Origin of the sequence: Pseudomonas chaetocerotis, assembly GCF_015712105.2 — a bacterium.
Taxonomy (GTDB): domain Bacteria; phylum Pseudomonadota; class Gammaproteobacteria; order Pseudomonadales; family Pseudomonadaceae; genus Aquipseudomonas; species Aquipseudomonas chaetocerotis.
This window is the reverse complement of the sequence record NZ_JACFYX020000002.1, coordinates 362,580-386,756: the sequence shown is the minus strand read 5'-3', so window position 1 is coordinate 386,756 and position 24,177 is coordinate 362,580. Positions and strand designations below refer to the sequence as shown.

Below are 24,177 nucleotides of genomic sequence, written 5' to 3'. Positions count from 1 at the left end.
CCATGAGCGCGCCGTATTTTTTCGTCTGTTTCACGAGCCCGGCCAATTTAGCGGTTTCGTATGACAGAAAAGTTACAGCACGGTGACGTAGCAAAGCCCACCTCTACGAATAGAGGCGGGCTTCGTATTGCAGCCTTACGCTGTCGTTACAGACCCAGATCTTTCATGGTCTTGTCGACGACTTTCTTAGGCAGCGGGATGTAGCCGTCCTTGACGACCACTTCCTGACCCTGCTTGGACAGGACGAGCTTCAGGAACTCGGCATCCAGCGGGCTCAGCGGCTTGTTCGGAGCCTTGTTGACATAGACGTAGAAGAAGCGAGCCAGCGGGAACTTGCCAGCCAGGGCGTTCTCTTCGTTGGCATCAAAGGCTTCGCCGCCTTTCTTGGACAGGGGAACAGTCTTCACGCTGGAAGTCTTGTAGCCGATGCCCGAGTAACCGATGGCGTTCAGGGTGCTGGAGATCGACTGCACCACGGAAGCCGAACCCGGCTGCTCGTTGACGTTGGACTTGTAGTCGCCTTTGCACAGGGCTTCTTCCTTGAAGTAGCCGTAGGTGCCGGAAACCGAGTTGCGACCGAACAGCTGGATTGGCTTGGAAGCCCACTCGCCGGTCATGCCCAGGTCGCCCCAGGTCTTGATATCTTTCTCACCACCGCACAGACGGGTGCTGGAGAAGATGGCGTCGACCTGAGCCATGTCCAGGCTCTTGATCGGGTTGTCCTTGTGCACGAACACAGCCAGGGCGTCGATAGCCACCGGTACTTCGATCGGCTTGTAGCCATACTTCTCTTCGAAGGCCTGGATTTCGCTGTCCTTCATCGCACGGCTCATCGGACCAATGTTGGCGGTGCCTTCGGTCAGCGCGGGTGGCGCAGTGGAAGAACCGGCGGCCTGGATCTGGATGTTGACGTTGGGGTAGTTCTTCTTGAACTCTTCTGCCCACAGGGTCATCAGGTTGGCCAGCGAGTCGGAACCGACGCTGGACAGGTTGCCCGACACACCGGAAGTCTTTTCATAGGTCGGCAGAGCCGGGTCGACGGCGGCTACAGCAGATACGGCGCTTACGCCAGCGGCGGCGAAAGTCAGGGCCGCCATCAAACGCTTCAGTTTCATGCCTTGCTCCTAGCAGGATAGTGTTGGATGGAACGGGCCCAAGTATCTGCAGGCCACGTGACCACTCTATGAAACGAATGTGACAGTTAAATGAACGTCGACGACTTTCGGTTGCGCCAGCGAAAAGGCGCTTCGGGTGGTTTGGGGGAAATGCGGTGAGACCGGACTGGTAAGTTTGTGTGCGTAGTGCGAATTGTCGAAAGCACACACTTATTTGCCAGTGCGGCCTGCTAAGACCCAATAAAAAAGCCCCCGCACGCAGTGCGTGCAGGGGCTCGGATGACGCGCGGGGGTTACTGCATATTCTGCTTCAGCGCCCGCATGCGGTCGTGGCAAGCCCGTACCTTGGGCATTTCCACGGCCAGCAGCACACGAACGTCATTGTCCGCACTTTCCAGCGCATCTTCGAAGGCATGCAGAATGCGGTCTTCCGCTTCCTCCAGCTGCGCGACATAGGTGGCGTCTTCATCCTTGGCCAGGGTCGCGCGAGTGTCGGCGTAGAACTGGCGCAGCTTGCCCAGCAGGGTACCGCCAGACGCCGGCTCGCTCTGGTTGGCCGCGACCTTGACGCTCAAGGCGTCGATCACTTCGGTCTTGGCACGCACCATGTCGCGGAACAGCGCCTGCAGGCGGATATCCTTGACCTCTTCGTGGGCATGCTCGTAGAAGCGCTTGCCGTCACGGGTGATTTCGATCAGTTCATTGAGTTGTGCGGTCTTGCTGCTCATGGATTGACTCCTTGGCGATGGGACTTGCGGGATGACAGCCGCTCCAGCGGCTGCGATGGGTTGAAATTCAGCTGCTGATACGCAGGGCGTCGGCATCGACGCCACGCACACCGCGGATGTTGCGAGCGATTTCGACTGCCAGGCGCTTCTCGGCACTGCTCAGCACGTTGCCACGCAGACTGACCAGACCGTCGTCGGTGTTCACCGCAATGTTCAGGGCATCCAGGTTGCGGCTGTAGAGGAAGCTGGCCTTGACCTTGCTGGTGATCCAGCTGTCGCTGATGTTCTCGCGCGCCTCGTCGACTGCGGTCTGCACTTCGCTGCTACTGCTGTCGGCGGTGCTGATGCTGAGGTGGTTGAACACCTCGCGCACGCCATCGGTATTGGCGGCCAGCTGGCCTGCCAACTCCTTGGCCGCCGGGGTTTGCGCATGACCACTGAGGGTGATGTTGCCGGTTTCGCTCTTGACCTGGATATCCAGGCCGCGAGTGTTGCTGTTCCACAGCAACTTGGATTTCACCGTGGCAGCCAGGCTGGCGTCCTCCAGGCGTTGCACCATGCTGGGTGCAGCGCCCTCGACGGCGTCGCTGCTGACCTCGATGCGATTGTCCACCGAATCGATGCCATCTATGCTCAGCGCCACCTGCTCGGCCAGCTCCTTCTGAACCTCGCTCTCGACCTTGCCGCTGAGGGCGGCTTCACCGTCCTCCACATCGATATCGAGCTTGAACGGGTTAAGGTGCCGGTTGAGCGCGAAGGCTGTCCAGATCGAACCTTCCTGGCGTGCCGCATCCAGCTGCGCTGACAGCTGGCCTTCGCCAGCGTGGCTGGCCACAGGCATCAGGCCGAGCATCAGCGCGGTGCCGGCGGCCAGTAACAAAGGCTTGAACGGGGGCATGAGTTCACTCCTGTTCGTGAGACGATACAGGCAATATCGCAAGCCCCGTGCCAGCCAGCATAAAAATAGAATTCCCTTTTAAAACAAACCCTTATAAACAATAAAGGCACTCTGTCTGCATGCAGGGTGCAGTATCGCTACAGTCGGGCCGTGCAACTTGCATGGTTTTTACCTGACTAAGCTGCATTGACCCGTCAGATGGAGCACAGACATGGCAGTTGCAGAACAAACCAGTGGACGCATTCTGCTGGTGGACGACGAAGCGGCAATCCTGCGTACCTTCCGTTACTGCCTTGAAGACGAGGGCTATGACGTCGCCGGCGCCAGCAGTGCTACACAAGCCGAGGCGCTGCTACAACGGCAGGTGTTCGACCTGTGCTTTCTCGACCTGCGCCTGGGCGAGGACAACGGCCTGGACCTGCTGGCACAGATGCGCATCCAGGCACCCTGGATGCGTGTGGTGATAGTCACCGCCCATTCGGCCGTGGACACCGCGGTCGATGCAATCCAGGCCGGCGCCGCCGATTACCTGGTCAAACCCTGCACTCCCGATCAACTGCGCCTGGCCGCCGCCAAGCAGCTGGAAGTGCGTACCCTGGCCGCACGTCTGGAGGCTCTGGAGGGTGAGGTGCGCAAGGCCAAGGATGGCCTCGACTCGCACAGCCCGGCGATGATGGCGATTCTGGAAACCGCGCGGCAGGTCGCCGCTACCGACGCCAACATCCTCATTCTCGGCGAGTCCGGTACCGGCAAGGGTGAGCTATCGCGCGCCATCCACGGCTGGAGCCGCCGTGCCAAGCGCACCTGCGTAACCATCAACTGCCCATCGCTGACGGCCGAGCTGATGGAAAGCGAACTGTTCGGTCACGCCCGAGGCTCCTTCACCGGTGCCAGCGAAAGCACTCAGGGCCGTGTCAGTCAGGCTGACGGTGGCACCTTGTTCCTCGACGAGATCGGCGACTTCCCGCTGGCCCTGCAGCCCAAGCTGCTGCGCTTCATTCAGGACAAGGAGTACGAGCGTGTCGGCGATCCGGTAACCCGCCGCGCCGATGTGCGCATCGTCGCGGCGACCAATCTGGACCTCGACGAGATGGTGCGCGAGGGACGCTTCCGCGAAGACCTGCTGTACCGCCTCAACGTCATCACCCTCAAGCTGCCACCGTTGCGCGAACGTCACGAAGACGTGATGGGCCTGGCCGAACGCTTTCTCGCCCGTTTCGTCAGCGACTACGGGCGCCCGGCGTGCGGTTTCAGCCCCGAGGCTGCCGCCGCCCTGCAGGCTTATCACTGGCCAGGCAATATCCGTGAGCTGCGCAACGTCGTCGAGCGCGCCAGCATCATCTGCCAGAGCGACGTGGTGGAGGTTAGCCATCTCGGCCTGGGCGGCAGCAGCGAAGCACCCAGTAATGCCGTGCGCGTCGGCGCAGCGATGAGCCTCGAAGAGCTGGAAAAGGCGCATATCGCCGCCGTGCTGGCCAGCAGCAACACCCTCGACATGGCCGCCAAGACGCTGGGTATCGATACCTCGACCCTCTACCGCAAACGCAAGCAGTACAACCTCTGACCACGGGATCTCCATGAAGCTGTCGATGAAGCTTCGCACGCGACTGTTCCTCAGCATCTCCGCGCTGATCACCGTGGCGCTGCTGGGCCTGCTGCTCGGCTTGTTCAGCGTCACGCAGATGGCGCGCAGCCAGAGCGACCTGATCCAGCGCGGCTTCGATGCCGTGCAGATCGGCCAGAAACTGCGCCAGCACCTGGGCGACGAACTGATCGTGCTGATCGATCAGCAGCCCGATGCGCAGCGCCTCGAAACCATTCGCAAGTCGTTCCGTGCCACCTTCGATGAGGGGCTCAAGGCCAACCTCAATGACGACTATTTACGCAGCCTGGAACAAGCCGCAGCGCTTTACGCTGAAATGGAAGAAGCAGCCAACAGCGCTACAGCGCCCGGCGAGACACCGCACGATCTGGGCAACCACAAGCCCTTCATCGAAGCCTTTCAGCACCTGCGTGATAACCTGCTGGCCCAACAGGACCAGGTCGTCGACTGGGTCATCTCGGCCGAAAGCCGTGCTGGCGAACGCTCCCAGCTGATCGCCGGGCTCCTGGTGCTTATCGGCCTGGCCGTCTTGGCGATTGGCGTACTGACTGCCCACGGCATCGCCCGTCGCTTCGGCGCCCCCATCGACATGCTGGCGCGGGCCGCCGACCATATCGGCCAAGGCAAATACGACGTGGTGCTGCCGGTATCCCCGGTGTTCGAGCTGGCCGTCCTGAGCCGCCGCTTCGGTCTGATGACCGAGTCCCTGCGCGAATATCACTCGAGCAACCTCAAGCAACTGCTCAACAGCGAGGGCCGCCTGAAAGCGGTGCTCGACAGCATCGATGATGGCCTGGTCATCCTCGACGCCCAGGGCAACATCGAACACGCCAACCCAGTGGCGCTGCGCCAGCTTTCCTGGCAAGCCGATATCCTCGGCCAGCCGATCGGGCCGCTGCTGCCTGATCATGCAGTGGACGAGGCGTTGCGCCAGGTGCTGGCAGGCGAACTGCTGCATGAGCCGCCGGCTGACCTGCAGATCGAACGTGACGGAGAGACCAGGCTACTGGCCTGGGCCCTGACTCCGATTCAGCTGCGCGAGGGTGGTAGCGTGGGGGCAGTGATGGTGCTGCGTGACGTCACCAAGCAACGCGCCTTCGACCGAGTGCGCAGCGAGTTCATCCTGCGCGCCTCGCATGAGCTGCGCACGCCGATCACCGGTATGCACATGGCTTTCAGCCTGCTGCGCGAGCGTCTTTCACTGCCATCAGGCGGACGCGAGCAGGAACTGATACGCACGGTCGACGAGGAGATGCATCGGCTGGTGCAGTTGATCGACGACCTGCTCAACTTCTCGCGCTACCAGAACGGTGTACAGACCCTGCAGCGCCGCCCCTGTGACCTCGGAGAAATGATCCAGCAGATGTCTCAACGTTTTACCGAAAGCGCTGAGGAACGCGAAGTGATGGTGCTCTGCGAAGTCCATGAGCCACTGCCGCAGCTTGAGCTCGATGCCGCGCAGCTACAGCGGCTGCTCGATAACCTGACCGACAACGCCCTGCGCTACAGCAACCCGGGTGGCAAGATACGGCTCCAGGTGCGTCGCCATGGCGAACAGGTGATCGTCAGCGTGCAAGACGAAGGTGAAGGGATCCCCTTCGAACAGCAGGCACGGATTTTCGAACCCTTCGTTCAGGTCGGCCGGCGCAAGGGAGGCGTCGGCCTGGGATTGGCGCTGGCAAGGGAGATCGTGCAATTGCACGGTGGTCAGCTAAAGGTTCATTCACGCCCTGGCGAAGGCGCCAACTTCTATTTCAACCTGCCGGTTTGATCGGACGTTGCGGGCGACGGTAGACCCCGGTGGACTAAAGCGGATCGCCGCCCAGCCCACCCTACGGGGAGGGAGTGCTGCTCGCCGTGCAGTTCATAGCGGCTTCAGCGCAGCACCGGGTCGAACTTGATACGGCGCCCGGCCATCAGCGCGACCAGAAAGCCCGCACCGAAGACGACGCAGCCTCCCTTGAGCAGCAGGGCGACACCCTCGTCCAGAGCGGGGCTCAGCCATAGCACGGCCAGACTCGACAGAGTCATGATCAACAACAGGATGGCACTTCTGGACACGGCAGGACTCCTTGTCGGTCAGAACACCCAACGTGGGGTGCTGTTGGCAGGACGCGGCTCACGGTTGGCGGTATCGGTGTCACCCTCGTCGGAAATGCGCACCCACTGCGCATCGTCACCGACGGCACCGACGGCACCGACAGTGCGAGTTGGCTGCGTGCGCAGTTCGGCAGAGCCTTCTTGCTGCGCAGCGACACGCGATTCCCAAACCGGCGAGTTGGAAAGGGTGAACTCGGCCGTTTTGGCGATGGCGCCAGCCGAATCACTGAAATCTTTGGCGTAAGCTCCGTTGACCAGCCATGCAGCGACGCAAAACAGGCTCACTCGGACGATGTTCATGACGCTTCTCCATCAGCAGATCAGTCGGGGGCTTACATGACTGATTCTGCAGCGCTCATGCCAACACCAATGAAGACAAAATATCCTTATAAATCAATTGTTTAAAACAAATCTAAACACCCTCGCTCATGCACTTTGCAAGATGCATGAATCACGACACGTGCAATTTGCACGATCAACTGCGTAGCGGCAGCAGAATACTGAAACAGGAGCCCTCGCCGAGACGACTGCTGAGCTCGATGCGCCCGTCATGGGCCTGGACGATCTGCTCGCTGATGAACAAGCCGAGCCCAAGCCCCTGCGCGACGCTGGCTCCAGAGACGCGCTCGAACTGCTCGAAGACCCGCCGCTGGTCAGCCTCGGAGATGCCCAGCCCCTGGTCACGCACCTCGGCACGGACCACATCGTCCACCGCCCTCACACGCACCGATACGGGTTTCCCCCCCCCATAACGCAGGGCGTTGGTCAGCAGGTTGGCCAACACCTGCTCGATGCGGAACTCGTCCATCATCACCGGTGCTGGTCCCTCGACGTGCAACTCGATATGGCTGCCGGTATTGGTGAACTGCGCGGCCAGGCTCTCCACCACGTTGCCAGCCAGCACGCCGAGATCGCCGGGTTCTGGACGCACGGAAAGCTTGCCGGTACGAATGCGCGAAACATCCAGCATGTCGTCGATCAGGCGGCTCAGGCTGCGGATCTGTCGCTCGTCGCGTGCCACCATCTCCTGCAACTTGTTCGGGGTAAAGGCATCCATGCGCCCCTGCTCCAGGCGCAGTCGGCGCAGTTGCACATCGAGGATCAGGCCATTGAGTGGCGTGCGCAGCTCGTGCGAGGCGATGGACATGAACACGTCACGCATCTGTACCGCTTTCTGCAGCTCGCCCTGGGTTTCGCGCAGCTCGGCGAGCAGCGCTTCCTGCTCACGACGCGCCGCCTCGACCACTTCCAGCTGCATGCTCAACGCCTTGCGATGGCGGTACAGCTCGACGAACATCGCCACCTTGCTGCGCACTTCGAAGGGCGACAGCGGCTTGTGCAGGAAGTCCACTGCACCGCTCTCGTAACCACGGAAGGCGTAGTCCATGTCGCGGCCAACAGCGCTGACGAAGATGATCGGGATATGCTTGGTCTTTTCCGTGCCGCGCATCAGCTCGGCCAGTTCGAAGCCGTTCATGCCCGGCATCTTGACGTCGAGAATGGCCAGAGCGAACTCGTGCTCGAGCAGCAGCGATAGCGCCTCATCGGCGCTGCTGGCCTGGAACACGGTGCGGTCTTCGCTCTGAATCAACGAACGCAACGCCAGCAGGTTTTCCGGCAGGTCGTCGACGATCAATACCTTGGCTTCAATCTTCCTCAGCATGGCAGGGCATCCAGTTCGGCCAGCAGCAGGCGCATGGCATTGATAGACAGGAGAAAATCCGGTTTCAGCAGCGCCAGCGCGGCATTCGGCATGGTGGGCACCTGCGCGTCGGCAGGCTCCTGCACCAGGGTAAGGCCGCCAGCCTGTTTGATCGCCAGCAGACCGGCCGCGCCATCCTCGTTGGCGCCGGTGAGCAGCGCGGCGGCCAGTTGCTCGCCATAGGCATCGGCAGCGGACTCGAAAAGAATATCGATCGACGGCCGGGAGAAATGCCGTGGTTCCTCACGACTGAGGGAGAAGCTGCGCTCGGTTTCGATGGACAGGTGGTAACCGGCAGGCGCCACGTAGACCACGCCGCCGCGCAGGTACTCCTTGTCCTCGGCTTCCTTGGCGGGCAGTTGCAGGCGTCGCTGCAGCAGATCGGCCAGCAGACTGTCGCTACGATCCGGCTGATGCAGCAGGCAGACAACCGGCAGTCGGTAATCCGGCGGCAAGTCCTCGAGCAGGCTCAACAGCGCCTCCACCCCTCCAGCCGAGGCGCCAATCAGCAGGGCCTGCAGCGGCGCACGCACCTGGCCGCGGAGGTTGATCCGTTGGCTGCTCATCGCTTGCGGAAAATCCGCTCGGGCCGCGACACCGCTTCGAACTGCCGGGCATAGGCAGAGAAATCCAGACTTTCCTTGCTGCCCAGACCGAGAAAACCGCGGTGGCAAAGGGAGTCGTGGAACAGGCCCAGTGCACGGTCCTGCAGGTCGCGGTTGAAATAGATCAGTACGTTGCGGCACGACACCAGATGGGTTTCGGCGAACACGCTGTCGGTGGCCAGGCTGTGATCGGCGAAGGTCACGTTGGCGCGCAACGACTTGTCGAACAGCACCCGATCGTAGGCCGCCGAGTAGTAGTCGGAGAACGCGCGCTTGCCACCGGACAGCTGGTAGTTCTGGGTGTAGGCGCGCAGGTTGTCGAGGGCAAAGATGCCCTGCTCGGCCTTCTCCAGCGAGTGCGGATTGATGTCGGTGGCATAGATCATGGTGCGTTCCAGCAGGCCTTCCTCGTACAGCAGGATGGCCAGGGAATACACCTCCTCGCCGGTACTGCAGCCAGCCACCCAGACCTTCAGCGAAGGATAGGTGTGCAGCAACGGCACCACCTGCTCGCGCAGGGCGAGAAAGTATTCGGGGTCGCGGAACATCTCGCTGACCGGGATGGTGAGGTACTGCAGCAGCTGCATGAACGCCTGCGGCTCGTGCAGGATGCGCGCCTGCAACGCCGAAATGGTCGGGCAATCCAACTGCGCCTGCGCCTGGCGAACACGGCGCTTGAGCGAGGCCTTCGAGTAGTCGCGAAAGTCGTAGCTGTAGCGCAGGTAGATCGCCTCGATCAGCAGGCGCAGCTCGATTTCGTCAGGCATCACAGACGCTCCAGCTTGGGCATCCACACGCGGATCAGGGAGAACAGACGGTCCAGGTCGATGGGCTTGGCCAGGTAATCGTTGGCGCCAGCCTCGCGGCAGCGCTCCTGGTCATCCTTCATCGCCTTGGCCGTGACCGCAATGATCGGCAGGTTCTTCCAGCGATTCTCCAGACGAATCTGCCGGGTGGCTTCGTAGCCGTCCATCTCCGGCATCATCACGTCCATCAACACCAGGTCGATGTCCTCGCGTTCGCGCAGCTTGTCCAGCGCTTCGAAACCGTTGCGCGCGACTTCCACCGTGGCGCCCTTCTGCTCCAGCGCGCTGGAGAGGGCGAAGATGTTGCGCACGTCATCGTCCACCAACAGCAGGCGCCTGCCCTCGAACAGCTTGTCGCGGCTGCGCGCGGTCTTGAGCATGCGCTGGTGCTCGCTGGACAGCTCGGCCTCGACCTTGTGCAGGAACAGGGTGACCTCATCCAGCAAACGTTCTGGCGAACGCGCGCCCTTGATGATGATCGAGCGCGAGTACTTGAGCAGCTCGGCTTCCTCGTCGCGGGTCAGGTTACGCCCGGTGTAAACGATCACCGGCGGGAAGGAGCAGATGTCCTCCTCGGCCATGCGCCGCAACAGTTCGTTGCCCTGCATGTCGGGCAGCTTGAGGTCGATGATCATGCAGTCGAACACCGTATCGCGCAGCTTCTCCAGCGCTTCGCCAGCCAGTGCGACAGCAGTGATTTCGATGTCTTCGTCGCTGATCAGGCGGGCAACGCTGTCACGTTGCAACGGGTCGTCCTCGACCAGCAGCACGCGCTTGACCTGCTGATTGAGCTTGGCCTCAAGCTTGCCGAAGACGTCCTTGAGCTGATCACGACTGGTGGGCTTGAGCGCATAGCCAACCGCCCCCAAGTGCAGCGCAGCCTCGCTCTGATCCTCCACAGAAACCACATGGACCGGGATGTGGCGGGTCTGCGGATCATCTTTCAGCCGTTGCAGCACACCGAGGCCGGAGCCGTCCGGCAGGCGCATGTCGAGCAGGATGGCATCCGGGCGGAACTGCCGCGCCAGTTCCAGGCCTTCATCGGCGCAGGTGGCAACCAGACACGCGTAGCCCAGTTCGTGAGCCAGATCGAAGAGGATGCGGGCGAAGCGCACTTCGTCCTCGACCACCAGCACGCGGCGGCCGCCACGCTCGTCGAGGTGCTCGCGGTCATCGGCGAAAGGCGCTGGCGCTCGCGGCATCACTGGCGCAGCAATGGCTGCGGCAACCGGCTGCGACGCCTCGGCCGCCACCTGAGGCGCGGCAATCGGCTGGCTGGGAGCTGCACCTTCGACCAAACGCTCGGGCAGCAGCAGGGTGAAGGTACTGCCTTCGCCTGGCGCGCTGCTGACCGTGATCGAGCCACCAAGCAACCCGGCCAGGTCACGCGAGATGGACAGCCCCAGGCCGGTGCCGCCATAACGGCGGTTGGTGGTGCCATCGGCCTGACGGAAGGCCTCGAAGATCGCCTGCTGCTGGTCCGCAGCGATGCCGATGCCGGTATCGCGCACGGCGAAGGCCAGGTACTGGTCGTCCTGTCGCGACACGCTCAGGGTCACGCCGCCGCGGTCAGTGAACTTGAAGGCGTTGGACAACAGGTTGCGCAGGATCTGTTCGGCGCGCTGGCGATCGGTGAACAGTACCGGCGGCAGCTCGCCCTGCTGTTCGATTTCGAAACTCAGGCTGCGCTCGCCCGCCAGCGGTACGAACACATCACGCAAGCCTTCGAGCAGACTCGCCAGCGGCGTGCGCTCGGGGCGTATCTCTAGCTTGCCAGCCTCGACCTTGGCGATATCGAGAATGTCGTTGATCAGATTGAGCAGATCGTTACCGGCCGAATAGATCGACTCGGCGAACTTGACCTGTTCGTCGTTGAGATTGCCGTTGCCGTTTTCCGCCAGCAGCTTGGCCAGGATCAGCGAGCTATTGAGCGGCGTGCGCAGCTCGTGACTCATGTTGGCAAGGAACTCGGATTTGTAGCGACTGGCACGCTGCAGCTCTTCGGCACGCTCTTCCAGCTGCGCCTGAATCCGGCCGAGGGTGGTGTTGCGCTGGTCCAGCTCGTCACGTTGGTCGGCCAACGTCTGCGCCTGTTCGGAGAGTTTCTCGTTGGTCTGCTCCAGCTCGGCCTGCTGGGTTTCCAGGTGCGCCTGAGACTCCTTGAGCACGCGCGCCTGCTGCTCCAGCTCCTCGTTGGCCGCGCGCAGTTCTTCTTGCTGGGTCTGCAGCTCCTCGTTGAGTTGCTGGGTCTGGCCAAGTACCTCTTGCAGTCGCTGGCGATAGCGCGCCGCTTCAAGCGCCATCCCGACATTGCCGGCGATGGCCTCGAGGAATTCGCGCTCGCGCGGCTCCAGCACGCGCATGAAGGCCAATTCGACCACACCGTTGACACGGTCTTCGGACTGCAGCGGCAGCAAGGCGAGGCTCACTGGCTGGCCTTCTCCAAGACTTGAGGCGACCTTGATGTAATCAGCAGGCAGATCATCCAGGCAGACCAGACGGCGGCCACGGGCAGCCTGTCCGATCAGGCCCTCACCGCGATAGAAATGCGCCTTGAGGCTGGCGTCTTCGCTGAAGCCATAACCGGCAACGCGCGTGAGGTCGCCGGTCTGGGCATCGCGCAGATACAGGGCGGCGACCACGCAATCGAGGTACTCGGCAAGAAATTCAAGGGAGCGGTCGGCCAATTCCTGCACCTGCGGCTGACCGATCAAACGTTCCGCCAGCAGATTCTGACCACCACCGAGCCAGGCGCGGCGACGCTGCTCATCGGCATAATCGGACTGCTTGGCCATGGCCAGTGAATAGGTCTGCGAGAGGTTCATCAGCTCACGGCGACCGAACAGCGCCAACAGGGCACTGAACAGGATGCTGACCACCAGATAGATGCCGGCCCCCCAGAGCGTGGTGCCGCTTACTTCGGCATTGCGCTGCTGACGCAATTCACGCTCGCTGTTGATGAAGGTATCCAGTTCGCGGCGCATGCCATCGGTAAGATTCTTGCCCCGGCCACGCCCGACCTCGGCCATGAAGTTGCCGCCATCGCGGCGGCTGCCAATCACTTCCTGAGCATAGAGGTCCCACTGCTCCTGCATGGCCAACAGACGTTCGAGACGCTGCACCTGCGCCGGGTTGTCGGAAACCATGTCGATGAGCTGTTCGGTCTGTGGACGAAATTTGCCGCGCGCCTGCTCGTAGGGCGCGAGGTAGTCCTCTTCGCCGCTGAGCAGGAAACCACGCATGCCGGTTTCCAGGTCAAGCGTCAGCTTGTACACCTCGCTGGCCCTGTTGAGCACCTGATCGGTGTGCTCGACCCAGCGAATCGCATTGAGCAGGTAGCCGATCAACAGCGCGAAAAACAGCGCACCAACCAGACCCAGGCCGAGCGGCAGCGCGACGTTACGGTTGAGAATCCGGCGAAACCCTTTTTCGTCCATTGCGGACTCATTCGACATTGGGACGTCCATTCGATGATTGTCTCGCTTGTTCTTGTCTGTCCGGAGAAGGCGTATGGCACACTGACCGCGCACCGACCCCGAAGTTTGCCAAACATTCGCGCATTCTGCGCGCTGAAACAGAGAGCCCCATGACCGAAATCGACTGCGCCAGCACCAAGACCATCCTGCTGGTCGAGGACGACGATGTCGTGCGCCAACTCACCGCTGAAGTACTCGGGGAGTTCGGCTACCGCGTCCTCGCCCTGCGCGACGGGCACAGCGCACTGGAACGGCTGCGCAGCGAGCAGCACTTCGATCTGCTGATGAGCGACATCGGCCTGCCCGGGATGGACGGGCGCGAACTGGTGGAAGCCGCGCGCCAGCTGCGACCGACCTTGCCGGTGTTGTTCGCCAGCGGCTATTACGAACGCGACCTGCTCGAAGAGGTGCGCGCCCGCGACAGCGCAGCAGCCACCGAGAGCATCGTGAAGCCCTATGACTTCAAGCTTCTCGCTCAACGTTTGAGCGAACTGGCGGGCTGACGAATCGGCATCTAGCAGGCCGCTGAAGTGCAGGCGACGACTGCCTGGATACAGGAGCACGAGCAGAGGCAGCCAAGACAATACCGGCAAGAATGGCAGAAAGAGCGCAGCTAACGTGCTGTAAATGAGTATTTTGAATGGGCTCGCACGCGAGGCCGTTCTTAACGCAGCATTACCAACGCAGGTAGTTTTTCAACGGCCTGCTAGGCTGATTGCAGGCCCCTGGACAGGAGAGTCCACCGATGCGTCACGCCAACCCGCTTTGCCTGGCTCTACTCGCTGGTTTGCTGCTCAGCGGCTGCGCCAGCCAGACCACCAAACCCACCCAGTTCTCCGGCTACCTCGCCGACTACTCCCAACTCCAGCCAGCCACTTCAGCCACTGGCGCACCGGTACTGCGCTGGGTTTCGCCGCAGTTCAGCAGCGAGCGCTACACGACGGTGTATGTGGAGAAGCCGACCTTCTATCCAGAACCAGTCCCCAGCGATCAGGTCAGCGCGCAGACGCTGGACAGCGTTCGTGATTATCTGCATCAGGCGTTGACCCGTGAGTTGCAGGGGCGCATGACGGTGGTCAAAGAACCGACCATGGACAGCCTGGTACTGCGCAGCGCGATCACCGGCGTGACGGTTTCCACCGAAGGGCTCAAGGCCTATGAAGTGATTCCTGTCGCCCTGGTACTCGCTGCGGCAACCACAGCCGCAGGCACCCGTGACCGCGACAGCACCATCTTCATCGAGCTGGAGGGCCTCGATGCCCGCACCAGCGAACCGGTGCTGCGCGTGGTGCGCAAGGGTCACGGCCTGACACTGGAGAACAGCAGCTCGCAACTGACCCTGGAGGATCTCAAACCGGTGCTGGACGTCTGGGCGCGTGATGCACGTGATTTCCAACCTGGCCCACGCTGATCGACCTGCCAGTTCAGCAAGCGCAGCGGAGCACCACGCTGACCAGATGATTGGCTATCAGAAGGATCAATAGCGCTTGCCGTACTCGGCTTCAGGCGAGAGGCTCAGGAAAAACGCCAGCCGAGGAACGTGCATGCCCAGCATTAACCCCAACCGCGAGGATCTGCAGGCGTTCGCCGAGCGCATGCCCGGCGATACGCCGATCCTGATGCTCAATCTGCTTCGTTTCAACGATCGAGCCACTTACGACGCGGACGGCCTCCATGCGCCATGCAGCGGGCGCGAGGCCTATGCGCGCTACAGCCGTACCGCGCTTGGCAAGGTCAAGGGGGTGGGCGGTGAGGTGCAGGTGATGGCTGACGTCCACCTGGCGCTGATCGCACCAAAGGAAGAGCAGTGGGATCTGCTCCTGCTGGTGCGCTATCCCTCGTCAGCAGCCTTTCTGAGCATGCTCTCTGACCCCGAATACCAGACCGCCACCGTTCATCGCAGTGCCGCGCTGGCCGACTCTCGGCTGATCGCCACGACACCCAGCTGAGTTCTATCCTGCCGCCTGCAGATTGAGCACCAGCAACCGCGCTGCAGTTTCGGCGTCCGGCTGGCCGTCATAGTTGGCCGGGCGATACTTCATCTGGAAGGCGGCCATGACGTTGCGCGTTGCTTCATCCAGCTCGCCATGCTGCGGCACCGTGTAGCCGTTTTGCGCCAACTGCTCCTGGAACCACTGCACGCTTGGCAGACTGGTGCTGAACAGCGCCTGTTGGCGCGCCACGGCGTCTTCGTTCGGCCAGGGCACCAGTCCCTCGTCGGCCAGACGCTTCCAGGGAAACAATGGGCCCGGATCGACCTTGCGCTGTGGCGCCACATCACTGTGCGCGATGATCGAGCCCAGCGGTAGCTGGTGACGCTTGACGATGTCCTTGAGCAGCACGATCAGGGTATCGATCTGCTGCGGCGCGAAAGGCTGCCAATAACGACCGGCCGGCGTCTGGTAGTAACCCTGGTTGACCAGTTCGATGCCGATCGTGGTGCTGTTGAGCCAGGTGCGCCCCTTCCATTCGCTGACACCGACGTGCCAGGCGCGACGGTTCTCATCCACCAGACGGTAGACAGTCGGCGGCGCATCACCGATCAGGTAGTGACTGCTCACCTCGGTCTGCGTCAGCAGGTCGAGCGAACGTTGCAGATCAGCAGAGGTGTAGTGCAGCACAACGTACTGCACGCGGCTGTTCTGGCCAGTCGCGGTGTGACTGTCATCGATACGCAGGCCACCGGTGCAACCGGCAAGCAGAACAAGAACCAGGGCGAGGTAGAGAGACTTCATGCGTGACCGAATACGCTCTGCAGGTTGTCCAGCAGCATGTCGACGCTGAGCATGATCAACAGCATGCCCATCAATCGCTCTACCGCCATCAACCCGCGATTACCGAGAAAACGCTGCAGGAACGAAGCCTGCAACAGGATGAATGCCGTCGCTGCCCAAGCCAGGATGACCGCCAGGTAAAGCTCCCAGAGCGGCCCGGTGTGGGTGTTGCGCAGGGTCATCAGCACCGCGAGAGCCGAAGGTCCGGCGACCGCCGGCGTGGCCAACGGCACCAGCATCGGCTCGCCATCTGGTACGTCGCCGAGCAGGCCTTGCGGGCTGGGAAAGATCAGGCGCATGGCGATGACGAACAGGATGATACCGCCGGCAATCGCGGTTGCCTCGCGTGACAGCCCGAGGCTGGTGAGGAATTTGTCACCAAAGGTGAGGAACAGCAGTAACAGGCCAAGGGCGAACAGCAGTTCGCGCGCGGCGATCCACAACCGTCTGCGCGGCTCGACGTTCTTCAGCGCGGCAATGTAGATGGCGATATTGCCGAAAGGGTCAGTGACCAAAAAGATCAGCACGGCGATGCTGAAGATGTCCATGGGCGTCTCCGGTGACTAGTGCGCATAGTCTAGGGCCTGACGGGGTCGCCTCGCGAGCCGGCGCCACGGTCAGATTCGAGCATTATCCGCGCATGTGGAAATTCTATGACCAGCAGAGGCGAAACAGTTCCAGGGATAAACGCTCGAAAAAATGTATACAAAGTAGTAGCCAGTATGACTACAAAATGTCTACATTGACCGTACAAGAACAACAGCGAGTAGCTTCCCATGACGTCCACCTCTCAGCGCCCAGAGGACGAGAACCTCGGCCTCGGCTCCAATCTGCTTTACGGCCTGCAGCACGTACTGACCATGTACGGCGGCATCGTCGCCGTCCCCCTGATCGTCGGCCAGGCGGCTGGTTTGTCACCTGCCGATATCGGCCTGCTGATCGCCGCTTCGCTTTTCGTCGGTGGCGCCGCCACTTTGCTGCAGACCATCGGCTTGCCATTCTTCGGCTGCCAGTTACCCCTGGTACAGGGCGTGTCGTTCGCCAGCGTCGCCACCATCGTGGCGATAGTCGGCGCCAATGGCGGTGAAGGCGGGCTACCCGTGGTATTCGGTGCGGTAATAGGCGCAGCGGCGATCGGGCTGCTGATCACACCGATCTTTTCCAAGATCACCAAGTTCTTCCCACCGCTGGTGACCGGCATCGTCATCACCACCATCGGCCTGACGCTGATGCCTGTAGCCGCGCGCTGGGCCATGGGCGGCAACAGCAGTGCAGCTGACTTCGGCAGCATGGCCAACATCGGCCTGGCCGCTTTCACCCTGACCACCGTGCTGCTGCTGAGCAAGGTCGGCAGCGCCACCCTCTCGCGCCTGTCGATCCTGCTGGCCATGGTCATCGGCACCCTGGTGGCACTAGTATTCGGCATGGCCGATTTTTCCAAGGTCAGCGAAGGGCCGGTGCTGGCCTTCCCGGCACCGCTACATTTCGGTATACCGGTGTTCGAGGTGGCAGCGATCATCTCGATGCTGATCGTGGTGATGGTGATCCTGGTGGAAACCTCGGCCGACATCCTTGCCGTCGGCGACATCATCGACACCAAGGTCGATTCCAAACGCCTCGGCAATGGTTTGCGCGCGGACATGATCGCCAGTGTCGTTGCACCGCTGTTCGGCTCCTTCACCCAGAGTGCCTTCGCCCAGAACGTCGGCCTGGTCGCCGTGACTGGCGTGAAGAGCCGCTACGTGGTCGCCACCGGCGGGCTGATTCTGGTCACCCTCGGCTTGTTGCCGATCATGGGCCGAGTGATCGCCGCAGTGCCGACCTCGGTGCTGGGTGGTGCCGGCATCGTGCTGTTCGGCACCGTCGCCGCCAGCGGCATCCGCACCCTGGCCAAGGTCGACTACCGCAACAACATGAATCTGGTGATCGTCGCCACCTCTATCGGCTTCGGCATGATCCCCATCGCCATGCCCAGCTTCTACCATCACTTCCCGGCCTGGTTCGAAACCATCTTCCACTCGGGCATCAGCTCGGCGGCGATCATGGCGATCCTGCTCAACCTGCTGTTCAACCATTTCACCGCCGGCAACTCGGATCAGCAGTCGGTATTCGTCGCCGGCACCGAGCGCAGCCTGCGTTACCACGACATCGCCGCCCTGCACGATGGCGATCACTTCATCGGCGGCAAGCTGTACGACGCGCAGGGCAATGAGGTGCCATTGCAAGACGAGGACGATCACGCGCCACGGGCACGAACCGCTGCTGCCGCATCAGCGACCAGCAGGGGCCCGGCTGAGGCAACGCCCTAGAGGGAGTGGGGCGTTCGCACAGGGAGCCGCAGCGCGATGGCGCTGCGGCTCAACGTAGAAGGGATCAGGCCGTCTGTTCGACTCGGTTCCGTCCCGCGCCCTTGGCGCGATACAGCGCCTGATCGGCACGTTCGAAGGTGACCTCGGTCGCCTCGCCATTGCGAAATTCCGCAATACCGGCGGAGAAGGTGATGGTCACTGGCTCACCCTTGAAGTGGAACGGGCAGGCTTCGATTGCCGCGCGCAGGGTTTCCAGAAGCTGGACACCTCCCTCCAGCGGCGTTGCAGGAATCAGCAGAACGAACTCTTCGCCACCAAAACGGGCGATGAAGTCGGTCTTGCGCAAACGCTTGCTGAGCTCCCCGGCGATGATCTTCAGCACTCGATCACCTGCCAGGTGGCCGTAGCCGTCGTTGATCCGCTTGAAGTGATCGACGTCCAGCACCGCCAACAACAACTGGCCACCGTAGCGTTGACGACGAGCGACCTCCAGGTCGAGACGCTCGCTCCAGGCTGCACGGTTGGGCAGCCCAGTCAGAGGATCCAGCAGGGACTTTTGTCGCTGTTCCTCGATATGCTCGCGAAACTGCTGCGCCTCCTGCTCCATCTCGGCGACACGCTTGACCAGGCCCTGTAGCCGCTCGGCCACGTCATCTCCACCGCTGTCGCGCTGGCGCTGATGACTACTGACACTCTGCAAGAGGCCTTCCAGGCGCTGCTCCAGGGCCTGCTTGAGCGATTCAAGATCGGCAGCCTCCTGCACGCTGTGCTGCAGATCACTGACCTGATCTCGCAATTGCTGGTTGAAACTGCGCGCATTCTCCACTGAAGCGCTGTAGCCCTCGTGTGCCTCGCTGAGGGTTTCGATGAAGGCAGCCAGGCGCTCGTTGAGTTGCTTGAGATAGCCGGCGAACTCACGCTGGCCACTATCGGTGACGGCAAGCACCAGCACAGCCAGGTCATCCAGCACCGGCACCAGCTCGTACCAGTTGAGATTGCCCTCCAGGCGCAGACGCAGCGCTTCACCTTGCGGCAGATGGCGCGCCGGCAGTTCGAGCTCGTCGAGCAAATTGCGCAGACTGCTGGCGATATGCGGCGCCACCGCGCTGTATCCGGGTTCGCTGCTGGGCAATGAGAACGGGCTGTCGCCAGCATCCTCCTGCCGTACCAGCCCCGGCGGCAGTGGCAGGCTGTCGAGCACAGGCGAAGCATCGTGGAACTGGTGCCGGGCTGGCACGCTGGCCACTCCGGGAACACTGGGAGGCGGCTCGTTCGCTACCGCTACAGGCGTCGGCGTTGGCGTTGGCGTTGGCGTTGGCGTTGGCGTTGGCGTTGGCGTTGGCGCCAATTCTGGTGCAGGCTCATCGGCAACGCCAGTGGCCTCGCTGACAACGCCCGGCGCATCCGCATTACTTTCGCTGGTCTCGCCGCGCGAACCGAACAGCCGCTGGAGGAGGCCCGGTTGCTCCTGCACCGGAGCCTGCAGAACGGTCAGCGCCTGACCCTGCAGATTGCTCAGCTGGCTGAGCAGCGCAGGCAGCAGATACTGATGACTGGTGGCGTCCTCCAGCTGTTTGCCCAGTGACTTGAGCGCCTTGCGCACCTCGCGCGGCGGCTGCAGACGCTGCAGTTGCTCGATCAAGGTAGCCAGTGCAGTCGCCGCCTCGCCGGCGCGCTGCTGACGGCGCTGCTCGGAATCCAGCACGGCCTTTTCCAGACGCGGGATGAGGCCGCTCAAAGCGGCGTCCATATCGTCGCGGCGAAGGATTTCGCGCATTTCCTGCATGCACTGATCGACCGCCTTGTCCGCGCCCTCGGCGGCCAGACTGCTGCGCACCAGGCCGCGACGCAGCAGATCCAGGCGCAACTCCCAACGGCGATCGAGCTTTTCCTGCTGCTCCAGGCTGCTCAGGTATTTGTCTTTCCAGCGTTGCGCGTCATCGCTCATACGGCTTACTCGGGAGATGGCGTCTTCAGCATAGGCATTTGCGCGGCATTTTGTGCTTCCGGCAGGCGGATTTCCACGGCCACGGGAAGGTGGTCGGAAATCGGCTGACTGAGCACATCGACGCGCCCCAGTTCGAGCTCTGAACTGAGCAGGATATGATCGAGACAGCGCTGCGGTCGCCAACTGGGGAAGGTTGCTTCTACCTGTGGAGCGATCAGGCCGAGGTCGCGCAGCGGGGAGTTTTCCAGCAGGTCGGCAGCATGGGTGTTCATGTCGCCCATCAGCACCAGATGGCGAAACTCACTGACGCGCTCGCGAATGTAAGCCAGTTGCCGCGTTCGTGTGCGTGCGCCCAGCGCCAGATGCATCATCACCACACCCAATGCGTGCTCGCCCTCACCGAGACGCAGGAAAATCGCACCACGTCCGGGCGGACCAGGGAGCGGATGATCTTCCAGCAGGGTGGGACGCAAGCGGCTGAGCACGCCATTGCTGTGCTGGGCGAAGCGCCCGAGATTGCGATTGAGCTGTTGATACCAGTAGGGAAAGGCGCCCTGTTGGGCCAGGTACTCGACCTGATTGATGTAGCCCGAGCGCAGGCTGCCACCATCGACCTCCTGCAACGCCACCAGATCGAAATCGGCGAGCAGATCACCGATGCGCTGCAGGTTGCCGGCACGCCCGGCATGGGGCAACAGATGCTGCCAGCTGCGGGTCAGGTAGTGATGGTAACGCTGGGTATTGATGCCGACCTGGACGTTGAAACTGAGCAGACGCAGGAGGCCGTCGGCTGGCCAGTCGGCCTGCGGCGAACAATGCAGGTTGACCTGTGGATCGCACAGGCCAACCGCGCGTGTCTTTCGCCAGCGGCGCAGCATGCTTCGCGCCTGCGGTCGCTTAAAGCGCCTCGCGTTCCTTGGCGATCAGGTGGTCAGCGACCTGCAGGGTCTGCTGCGGGCCACCGGCCGATCCCAGGTCGAAGCGATACTTGCCACCGACGATCATCACCGGCACACCCGTCACCTGGTAAGCCATGGCCAGTTTCTTGGCCTTTTCCATCTGGCCTTTGACGGCGAAGGAGTTGAAGGTCTTGAGGAAGGCATCGCGATCAATGCCCTGCGTCGCGACGAAGTCGGCAAACTCTTCAGCCGAAGCCAGCTTCTTCTTTTCCTGATGGATGGCAGTGAACACGGCCTCATGCACCTTCTGTTCGACCTTCATGCTTTCCAGGGTGATGAACGCCTGACCATGCACGTTCCAGATGCCACCAAACAGCGCCGGCACGCGAACGAAATTGACGTCCTCCGGCAGATTCTCGACCCAGGGGTTGAGGGTCGCTTCGAACTGATAGCAGTGCGGGCAGCCGTACCAGAACAGCTCCACCACCTCGATCTGGCCGGGTTTGGAAACCGGCACCGGGCTCTTCAGCTCAACGTACTGCTGGCCAGCCACTGGCTCGGCATGAGCAGTGATACCGAACAGGCTGCTGATGGCCAGAGCTGCGCCGAGAATCAGGTTACGCATGGGGTACTCCTTGGTAGTAGGCATCGCCTCGTGGCGAATCGCAAATAAGACCGGGCGACACGATGCAGGTTCCGGCCATTGTAGCCGCGACGCAAATGAAAAAGGGTGGCCGTAGCCACCCTTTGTCTTACCAACTGCAACAGTGGTCGCTTGGAACAACTTCTCAGTGCAGACCCTGGATGAAGCTGGAGACCGCTTCGATATCCTTGTTGCTGAGCTTGGCAGCGATGGCACGCATGATCATCGCGTCGCCGTCGTTGGTGCGGTTGCCTTCGCGGAAGTCGGTCAGCTGCTTGGCAACGTACTGAGCATGTTGGCCACCCAACTGCGGGAAGCCAGCTGCATCCAGACCAGCACCATTGGGCGAGTGGCACCCGGTGCAGGCCGGCATACCTTCTTCCAGCTTGCCGCCACGGAACAGCGCTTCACCACGCGCGACCAGCTTGGGATCGGCCGCACCAACGCTCATCTTCTGGCTGGAGAAGTAAGCAGCGATATCTGCCATGTCTTGATCGCTGAGGTTGTCCAGCATACCGGTCATCTCGACCACTGGACGGTCACCGGACTTGATGTCGTGCAGCTGCTTGAGCAAGTAACGCTCGCCCTGACCGGCCAGCTTGGGGAAGTTTGGTGCAGGGCTGTTGCCATCGGCGCCATGGCAGGCACCACAGACAGCAACTTTGCCCTGACCGGCTTCGGCATCGCCAGCAGCCTGAGCCACGCCGGTGAGGCCCAGGGTCAACAGCAGACTCACGAGTACTTTGTTCATCAGCTAATCCAATTACGGCTAAAAGAGAGAAGGGTTATCGGCCGGGCTCACTCATTCGGTCATCAGCTTGATGACCGCTTGGTAATCCTCGGCCGTGCAGTCCATGCACAGGCCGCGCGGCGGCATGGCATTCAAACCATTGGTGACGCTCTGCACCAGTGTATCCATGCCCTTGGCCAGGCGTGGTTCCCATGCGGCCTTGTCGCCCTTCTTGGGCGCCGTGGGAATCTGGCCGTTGTGGCATACGCCACAGGAGCGGTCATACACAGCTTGCGGATCCTGAGCAGCATAGACGTTGAACGACAGCATCATAACGGCAGCAGCGAGCAGCATTTTCTTCATCAAATCAACCTCATCAGGGTAGGGAACGTTCTGCTTTCTATCGAGCAGAGATGTAATCGCTCCCGGCAATCGGGTACCTGCGGGTGGGACAAAGCGCACACAAAATCTGCGGCATTATATACTGGCAACGCTGAAACGGAAACGACGCCGCTTGCCGCGCCACCTGGCGTGCGACAGGTGCGCGGAAATGTCGCAATCCCTCGAACGGTCAAGAGGGTCTCTACAAAGCAGCGATCAAAGGTCAGGCAAGGCGGAGTCAGCCGAAAAAGCGGAGTGTACGAGTAGTACATGAGCATTTTGACTGGGCTCGCATGCGAGGTTGATTCCAACGCAGCATGGCCGCGCGCAGCCATTTGTAGACACCCTCTCTGCGGATTGAGGTAACCACCGGATACCCCATGCTCCCGAAAAATCCCATCATCGGTCTGTGCCAGCAGGCCAGCTTCCTCATCAGTGCCGCCAAGGTCGATCAGTGCCCCGAGGACAGCGGCCTGGAGGTCGCCTTCGCCGGCCGTTCCAACGCGGGCAAGTCGAGCGCGCTCAATACGCTGACCCATGCCAGCCTGGCGCGAACCTCGAAGACCCCCGGGCGCACGCAACTGCTCAACTTCTTCCGCCTGGATGACGAGCGTCGCCTGGTCGACCTGCCTGGCTATGGTTACGCCAAGGTGCCGATCCCGCTCAAGCAACACTGGCAGAAACATCTGGAAGCGTATCTGGGCAGCCGCGAGAGCTTGAGCGGCCTGGTGTTGATGATGGATATCCGTCATCCGCTGACCGAGTTCGACTGCATGATGCTGGACTGGTCGGTGGCCAGTGGCATGCCGCTGCATATCCTGCTGACCAAGGCCGACAAGCTGGCCTTCGGTGCGGCGAAGACTGCGCTGCTCAAGGTACGCCAGGAAATTCACAAGCGGTGGGGCGAGGCCATCAGCATCCAGCTGTTCTCGGCGCCCAAGCGCATGGGTGTGGAAGAGGCGCAGATGGTCCTTGCCGGCTGGTTGGATCTGTTGCCGGAGGAGAATGAAGAAAGCGCCGGGGAAGCCTGAACCCCGGGTTGCGCCGTGCGCACCGTGACCGTGCGGCGTATTCGGTGCGCGCGGCGCACCCTACGGAATTGTTCTCGGAAGGGAATGAGGGAAGCGTTGGACTATGACGCGCAGGGTGCGCCGTGCGCACCCGACATGCACGGTCCGCCCCCTCTCCCATTTATTGGGGGCACGCCTAGTGGAGAGGGCTGGGGAGAGGGCGGCTCAGGCGATGCCTGGTTTCGCCGGACAAACCCTCTCCCGCCCTTCGGGCACCCTCTCCCGGAGGGAGAGGGTCATCAGAATGCCGCTCGCGGCAGCTTTTTTGGGGCAAAAAAAACCCCGAGCTTCGTATGGGGAGGGAGAAGTTCGGGGTTCAAGGTCTGAACCGCTAGGGCGGGGTTCAGATGTCTGCCAACACTTAACACAACAAAGGAGCATTGAAGGGCT

The 24,177-nt window shown here is 61.8% G+C and carries 23 protein-coding genes; 7 read left to right on the top strand and 16 right to left on the bottom strand.

The features are described 5' to 3' along the window. Positions 1-146: 146 nt before the first annotated feature. The 3 genes from H3221_RS05785 to H3221_RS05775 form a co-directional block, all read right to left on the bottom strand. Positions 147-1,115 (bottom strand): PstS family phosphate ABC transporter substrate-binding protein, encoded by a 969-nt coding sequence (locus H3221_RS05785; RefSeq protein ID WP_196474235.1) that lies wholly within the window; start codon positions 1,113-1,115, stop codon positions 147-149. Positions 1,116-1,408: 293 nt separating this feature from the next. Further along, positions 1,409-1,843 carry a ferritin-like domain-containing protein gene (locus tag H3221_RS05780; protein WP_160018528.1) on the bottom strand — a complete coding sequence of 145 codons (435 nt, stop codon included), beginning with the start codon at positions 1,841-1,843 and terminating at the stop codon, positions 1,409-1,411. 67 nt (positions 1,844-1,910) lie between these two features. Beyond that, positions 1,911-2,741: a BON domain-containing protein gene (locus H3221_RS05775; protein WP_196474236.1), complete on the bottom strand. Its 831-nt coding sequence runs from the start codon at positions 2,739-2,741 to the stop codon at positions 1,911-1,913. Between the two features lie 211 nt (positions 2,742-2,952). Here H3221_RS05775 and algB point away from each other — a divergent pair, with 211 nt between their 5' ends. Further along, positions 2,953-4,305 (top strand): sigma-54-dependent response regulator transcription factor AlgB, encoded by a 1,353-nt coding sequence (algB, locus tag H3221_RS05770; RefSeq protein WP_196474237.1) that lies wholly within the window; start codon positions 2,953-2,955, stop codon positions 4,303-4,305. Positions 4,306-4,318: 13 nt separating this feature from the next. Beyond that, positions 4,319-6,115 (top strand): ATP-binding protein, encoded by a 1,797-nt coding sequence (locus H3221_RS05765; protein WP_196474238.1) that lies wholly within the window; start codon positions 4,319-4,321, stop codon positions 6,113-6,115. A 104-nt stretch (positions 6,116-6,219) separates the two neighbouring features. On the opposite strand, the gene H3221_RS05760 is transcribed toward H3221_RS05765, so the two are convergent. The 6 genes from H3221_RS05760 to H3221_RS05735 form a co-directional block, all read right to left on the bottom strand. After that, positions 6,220-6,405, bottom strand: coding sequence for a PA3371 family protein (locus H3221_RS05760; RefSeq protein ID WP_196474239.1), 186 nt, complete (start codon positions 6,403-6,405; stop codon positions 6,220-6,222). Between the two features lie 18 nt (positions 6,406-6,423). Next, positions 6,424-6,744: a hypothetical protein gene (locus H3221_RS05755; RefSeq protein ID WP_196474240.1), complete on the bottom strand. Its 321-nt coding sequence runs from the start codon at positions 6,742-6,744 to the stop codon at positions 6,424-6,426. Between the two features lie 175 nt (positions 6,745-6,919). After that, positions 6,920-8,107, bottom strand: a complete 1,188-nt coding sequence (locus H3221_RS05750) for a hybrid sensor histidine kinase/response regulator (protein ID WP_196474241.1) — start codon at positions 8,105-8,107, stop codon at positions 6,920-6,922. After that, positions 8,101-8,712, bottom strand: coding sequence for a chemotaxis protein CheB (locus tag H3221_RS05745; protein WP_196474242.1), 612 nt, complete (start codon positions 8,710-8,712; stop codon positions 8,101-8,103). Before H3221_RS05745 ends, H3221_RS05750 begins: the two co-directional genes overlap by 7 nt. Continuing rightward, entirely contained in the window at positions 8,709-9,518 is an 810-nt protein-coding gene (locus tag H3221_RS05740) for a CheR family methyltransferase (protein ID WP_196474243.1), read from the bottom strand. The genes H3221_RS05745 and H3221_RS05740 overlap by 4 nt, the downstream gene beginning before the upstream one ends. Beyond that, positions 9,518-13,012, bottom strand: coding sequence for a response regulator (locus tag H3221_RS05735; protein ID WP_196474244.1), 3,495 nt, complete (start codon positions 13,010-13,012; stop codon positions 9,518-9,520). Before H3221_RS05735 ends, H3221_RS05740 begins: the two co-directional genes overlap by 1 nt. Positions 13,013-13,143: 131 nt before the next feature. Here H3221_RS05735 and H3221_RS05730 point away from each other — a divergent pair, with 131 nt between their 5' ends. The 3 genes from H3221_RS05730 to H3221_RS05720 all read left to right on the top strand — a co-directional run bounded on the left by H3221_RS05730 (position 13,144) and on the right by H3221_RS05720 (position 14,982). Continuing rightward, positions 13,144-13,536, top strand: a complete 393-nt coding sequence (locus H3221_RS05730; RefSeq protein WP_196474245.1) for a response regulator — start codon at positions 13,144-13,146, stop codon at positions 13,534-13,536. 242 nt (positions 13,537-13,778) lie between these two features. Further along, positions 13,779-14,444, top strand: coding sequence for a DUF3313 domain-containing protein (locus H3221_RS05725; RefSeq protein WP_196474246.1), 666 nt, complete (start codon positions 13,779-13,781; stop codon positions 14,442-14,444). A gap of 133 nt (positions 14,445-14,577) precedes the next feature. Then, positions 14,578-14,982, top strand: a complete 405-nt coding sequence (locus H3221_RS05720; protein WP_196474247.1) for a DUF1330 domain-containing protein — start codon at positions 14,578-14,580, stop codon at positions 14,980-14,982. A gap of 3 nt (positions 14,983-14,985) precedes the next feature. Here H3221_RS05720 and H3221_RS05715 read toward each other — a convergent pair whose 3' ends face one another. Then, positions 14,986-15,768 carry an N-acetylmuramoyl-L-alanine amidase gene (locus H3221_RS05715; RefSeq protein WP_196474248.1) on the bottom strand — a complete coding sequence of 261 codons (783 nt, stop codon included), beginning with the start codon at positions 15,766-15,768 and terminating at the stop codon, positions 14,986-14,988. Next, positions 15,765-16,355, bottom strand: coding sequence for a MarC family protein (locus H3221_RS05710; protein ID WP_017676425.1), 591 nt, complete (start codon positions 16,353-16,355; stop codon positions 15,765-15,767). The genes H3221_RS05715 and H3221_RS05710 overlap by 4 nt, the downstream gene beginning before the upstream one ends. A 228-nt stretch (positions 16,356-16,583) precedes the next feature. Between H3221_RS05710 and H3221_RS05705 the strand changes: the two genes are divergently transcribed. Continuing rightward, positions 16,584-18,116 carry a nucleobase:cation symporter-2 family protein gene (locus H3221_RS05705; RefSeq protein ID WP_196474249.1) on the top strand — a complete coding sequence of 511 codons (1,533 nt, stop codon included), beginning with the start codon at positions 16,584-16,586 and terminating at the stop codon, positions 18,114-18,116. A 64-nt stretch (positions 18,117-18,180) separates the two neighbouring features. Here the strand turns inward: H3221_RS05705 and H3221_RS05700 are convergent, their stop codons facing one another. From H3221_RS05700 to H3221_RS05680, 5 genes are all read right to left on the bottom strand, one after another. Beyond that, on the bottom strand, positions 18,181-20,064 hold the full coding sequence (locus H3221_RS05700) for a GGDEF domain-containing protein (RefSeq protein WP_196474250.1): 1,884 nt from the start codon (positions 20,062-20,064) through the stop codon (positions 18,181-18,183). A 5-nt stretch (positions 20,065-20,069) separates the two neighbouring features. Continuing rightward, positions 20,070-20,942 (bottom strand): endonuclease/exonuclease/phosphatase family protein, encoded by an 873-nt coding sequence (locus H3221_RS05695; protein ID WP_196474251.1) that lies wholly within the window; start codon positions 20,940-20,942, stop codon positions 20,070-20,072. A gap of 19 nt (positions 20,943-20,961) precedes the next feature. Continuing rightward, the gene (locus H3221_RS05690) at positions 20,962-21,588 is read right to left on the bottom strand and encodes a thiol:disulfide interchange protein DsbA/DsbL (protein ID WP_196474252.1); all 627 of its coding nucleotides are present in this window, start codon (positions 21,586-21,588) and stop codon (positions 20,962-20,964) included. Positions 21,589-21,751: 163 nt separating this feature from the next. Then, positions 21,752-22,357 carry a c-type cytochrome gene (locus H3221_RS05685; RefSeq protein WP_192985438.1) on the bottom strand — a complete coding sequence of 202 codons (606 nt, stop codon included), beginning with the start codon at positions 22,355-22,357 and terminating at the stop codon, positions 21,752-21,754. Between the two features lie 51 nt (positions 22,358-22,408). Further along, entirely contained in the window at positions 22,409-22,699 is a 291-nt protein-coding gene (locus H3221_RS05680) for a c-type cytochrome (RefSeq protein WP_192985437.1), read from the bottom strand. A 398-nt stretch (positions 22,700-23,097) separates the two neighbouring features. On the opposite strand from H3221_RS05680, the gene yihA reads away from it, so the two are divergent. Beyond that, on the top strand, positions 23,098-23,748 hold the full coding sequence (gene yihA / locus H3221_RS05675) for a ribosome biogenesis GTP-binding protein YihA/YsxC (protein ID WP_196474253.1): 651 nt from the start codon (positions 23,098-23,100) through the stop codon (positions 23,746-23,748). Positions 23,749-24,177: the final 429 nt, after the last annotated feature.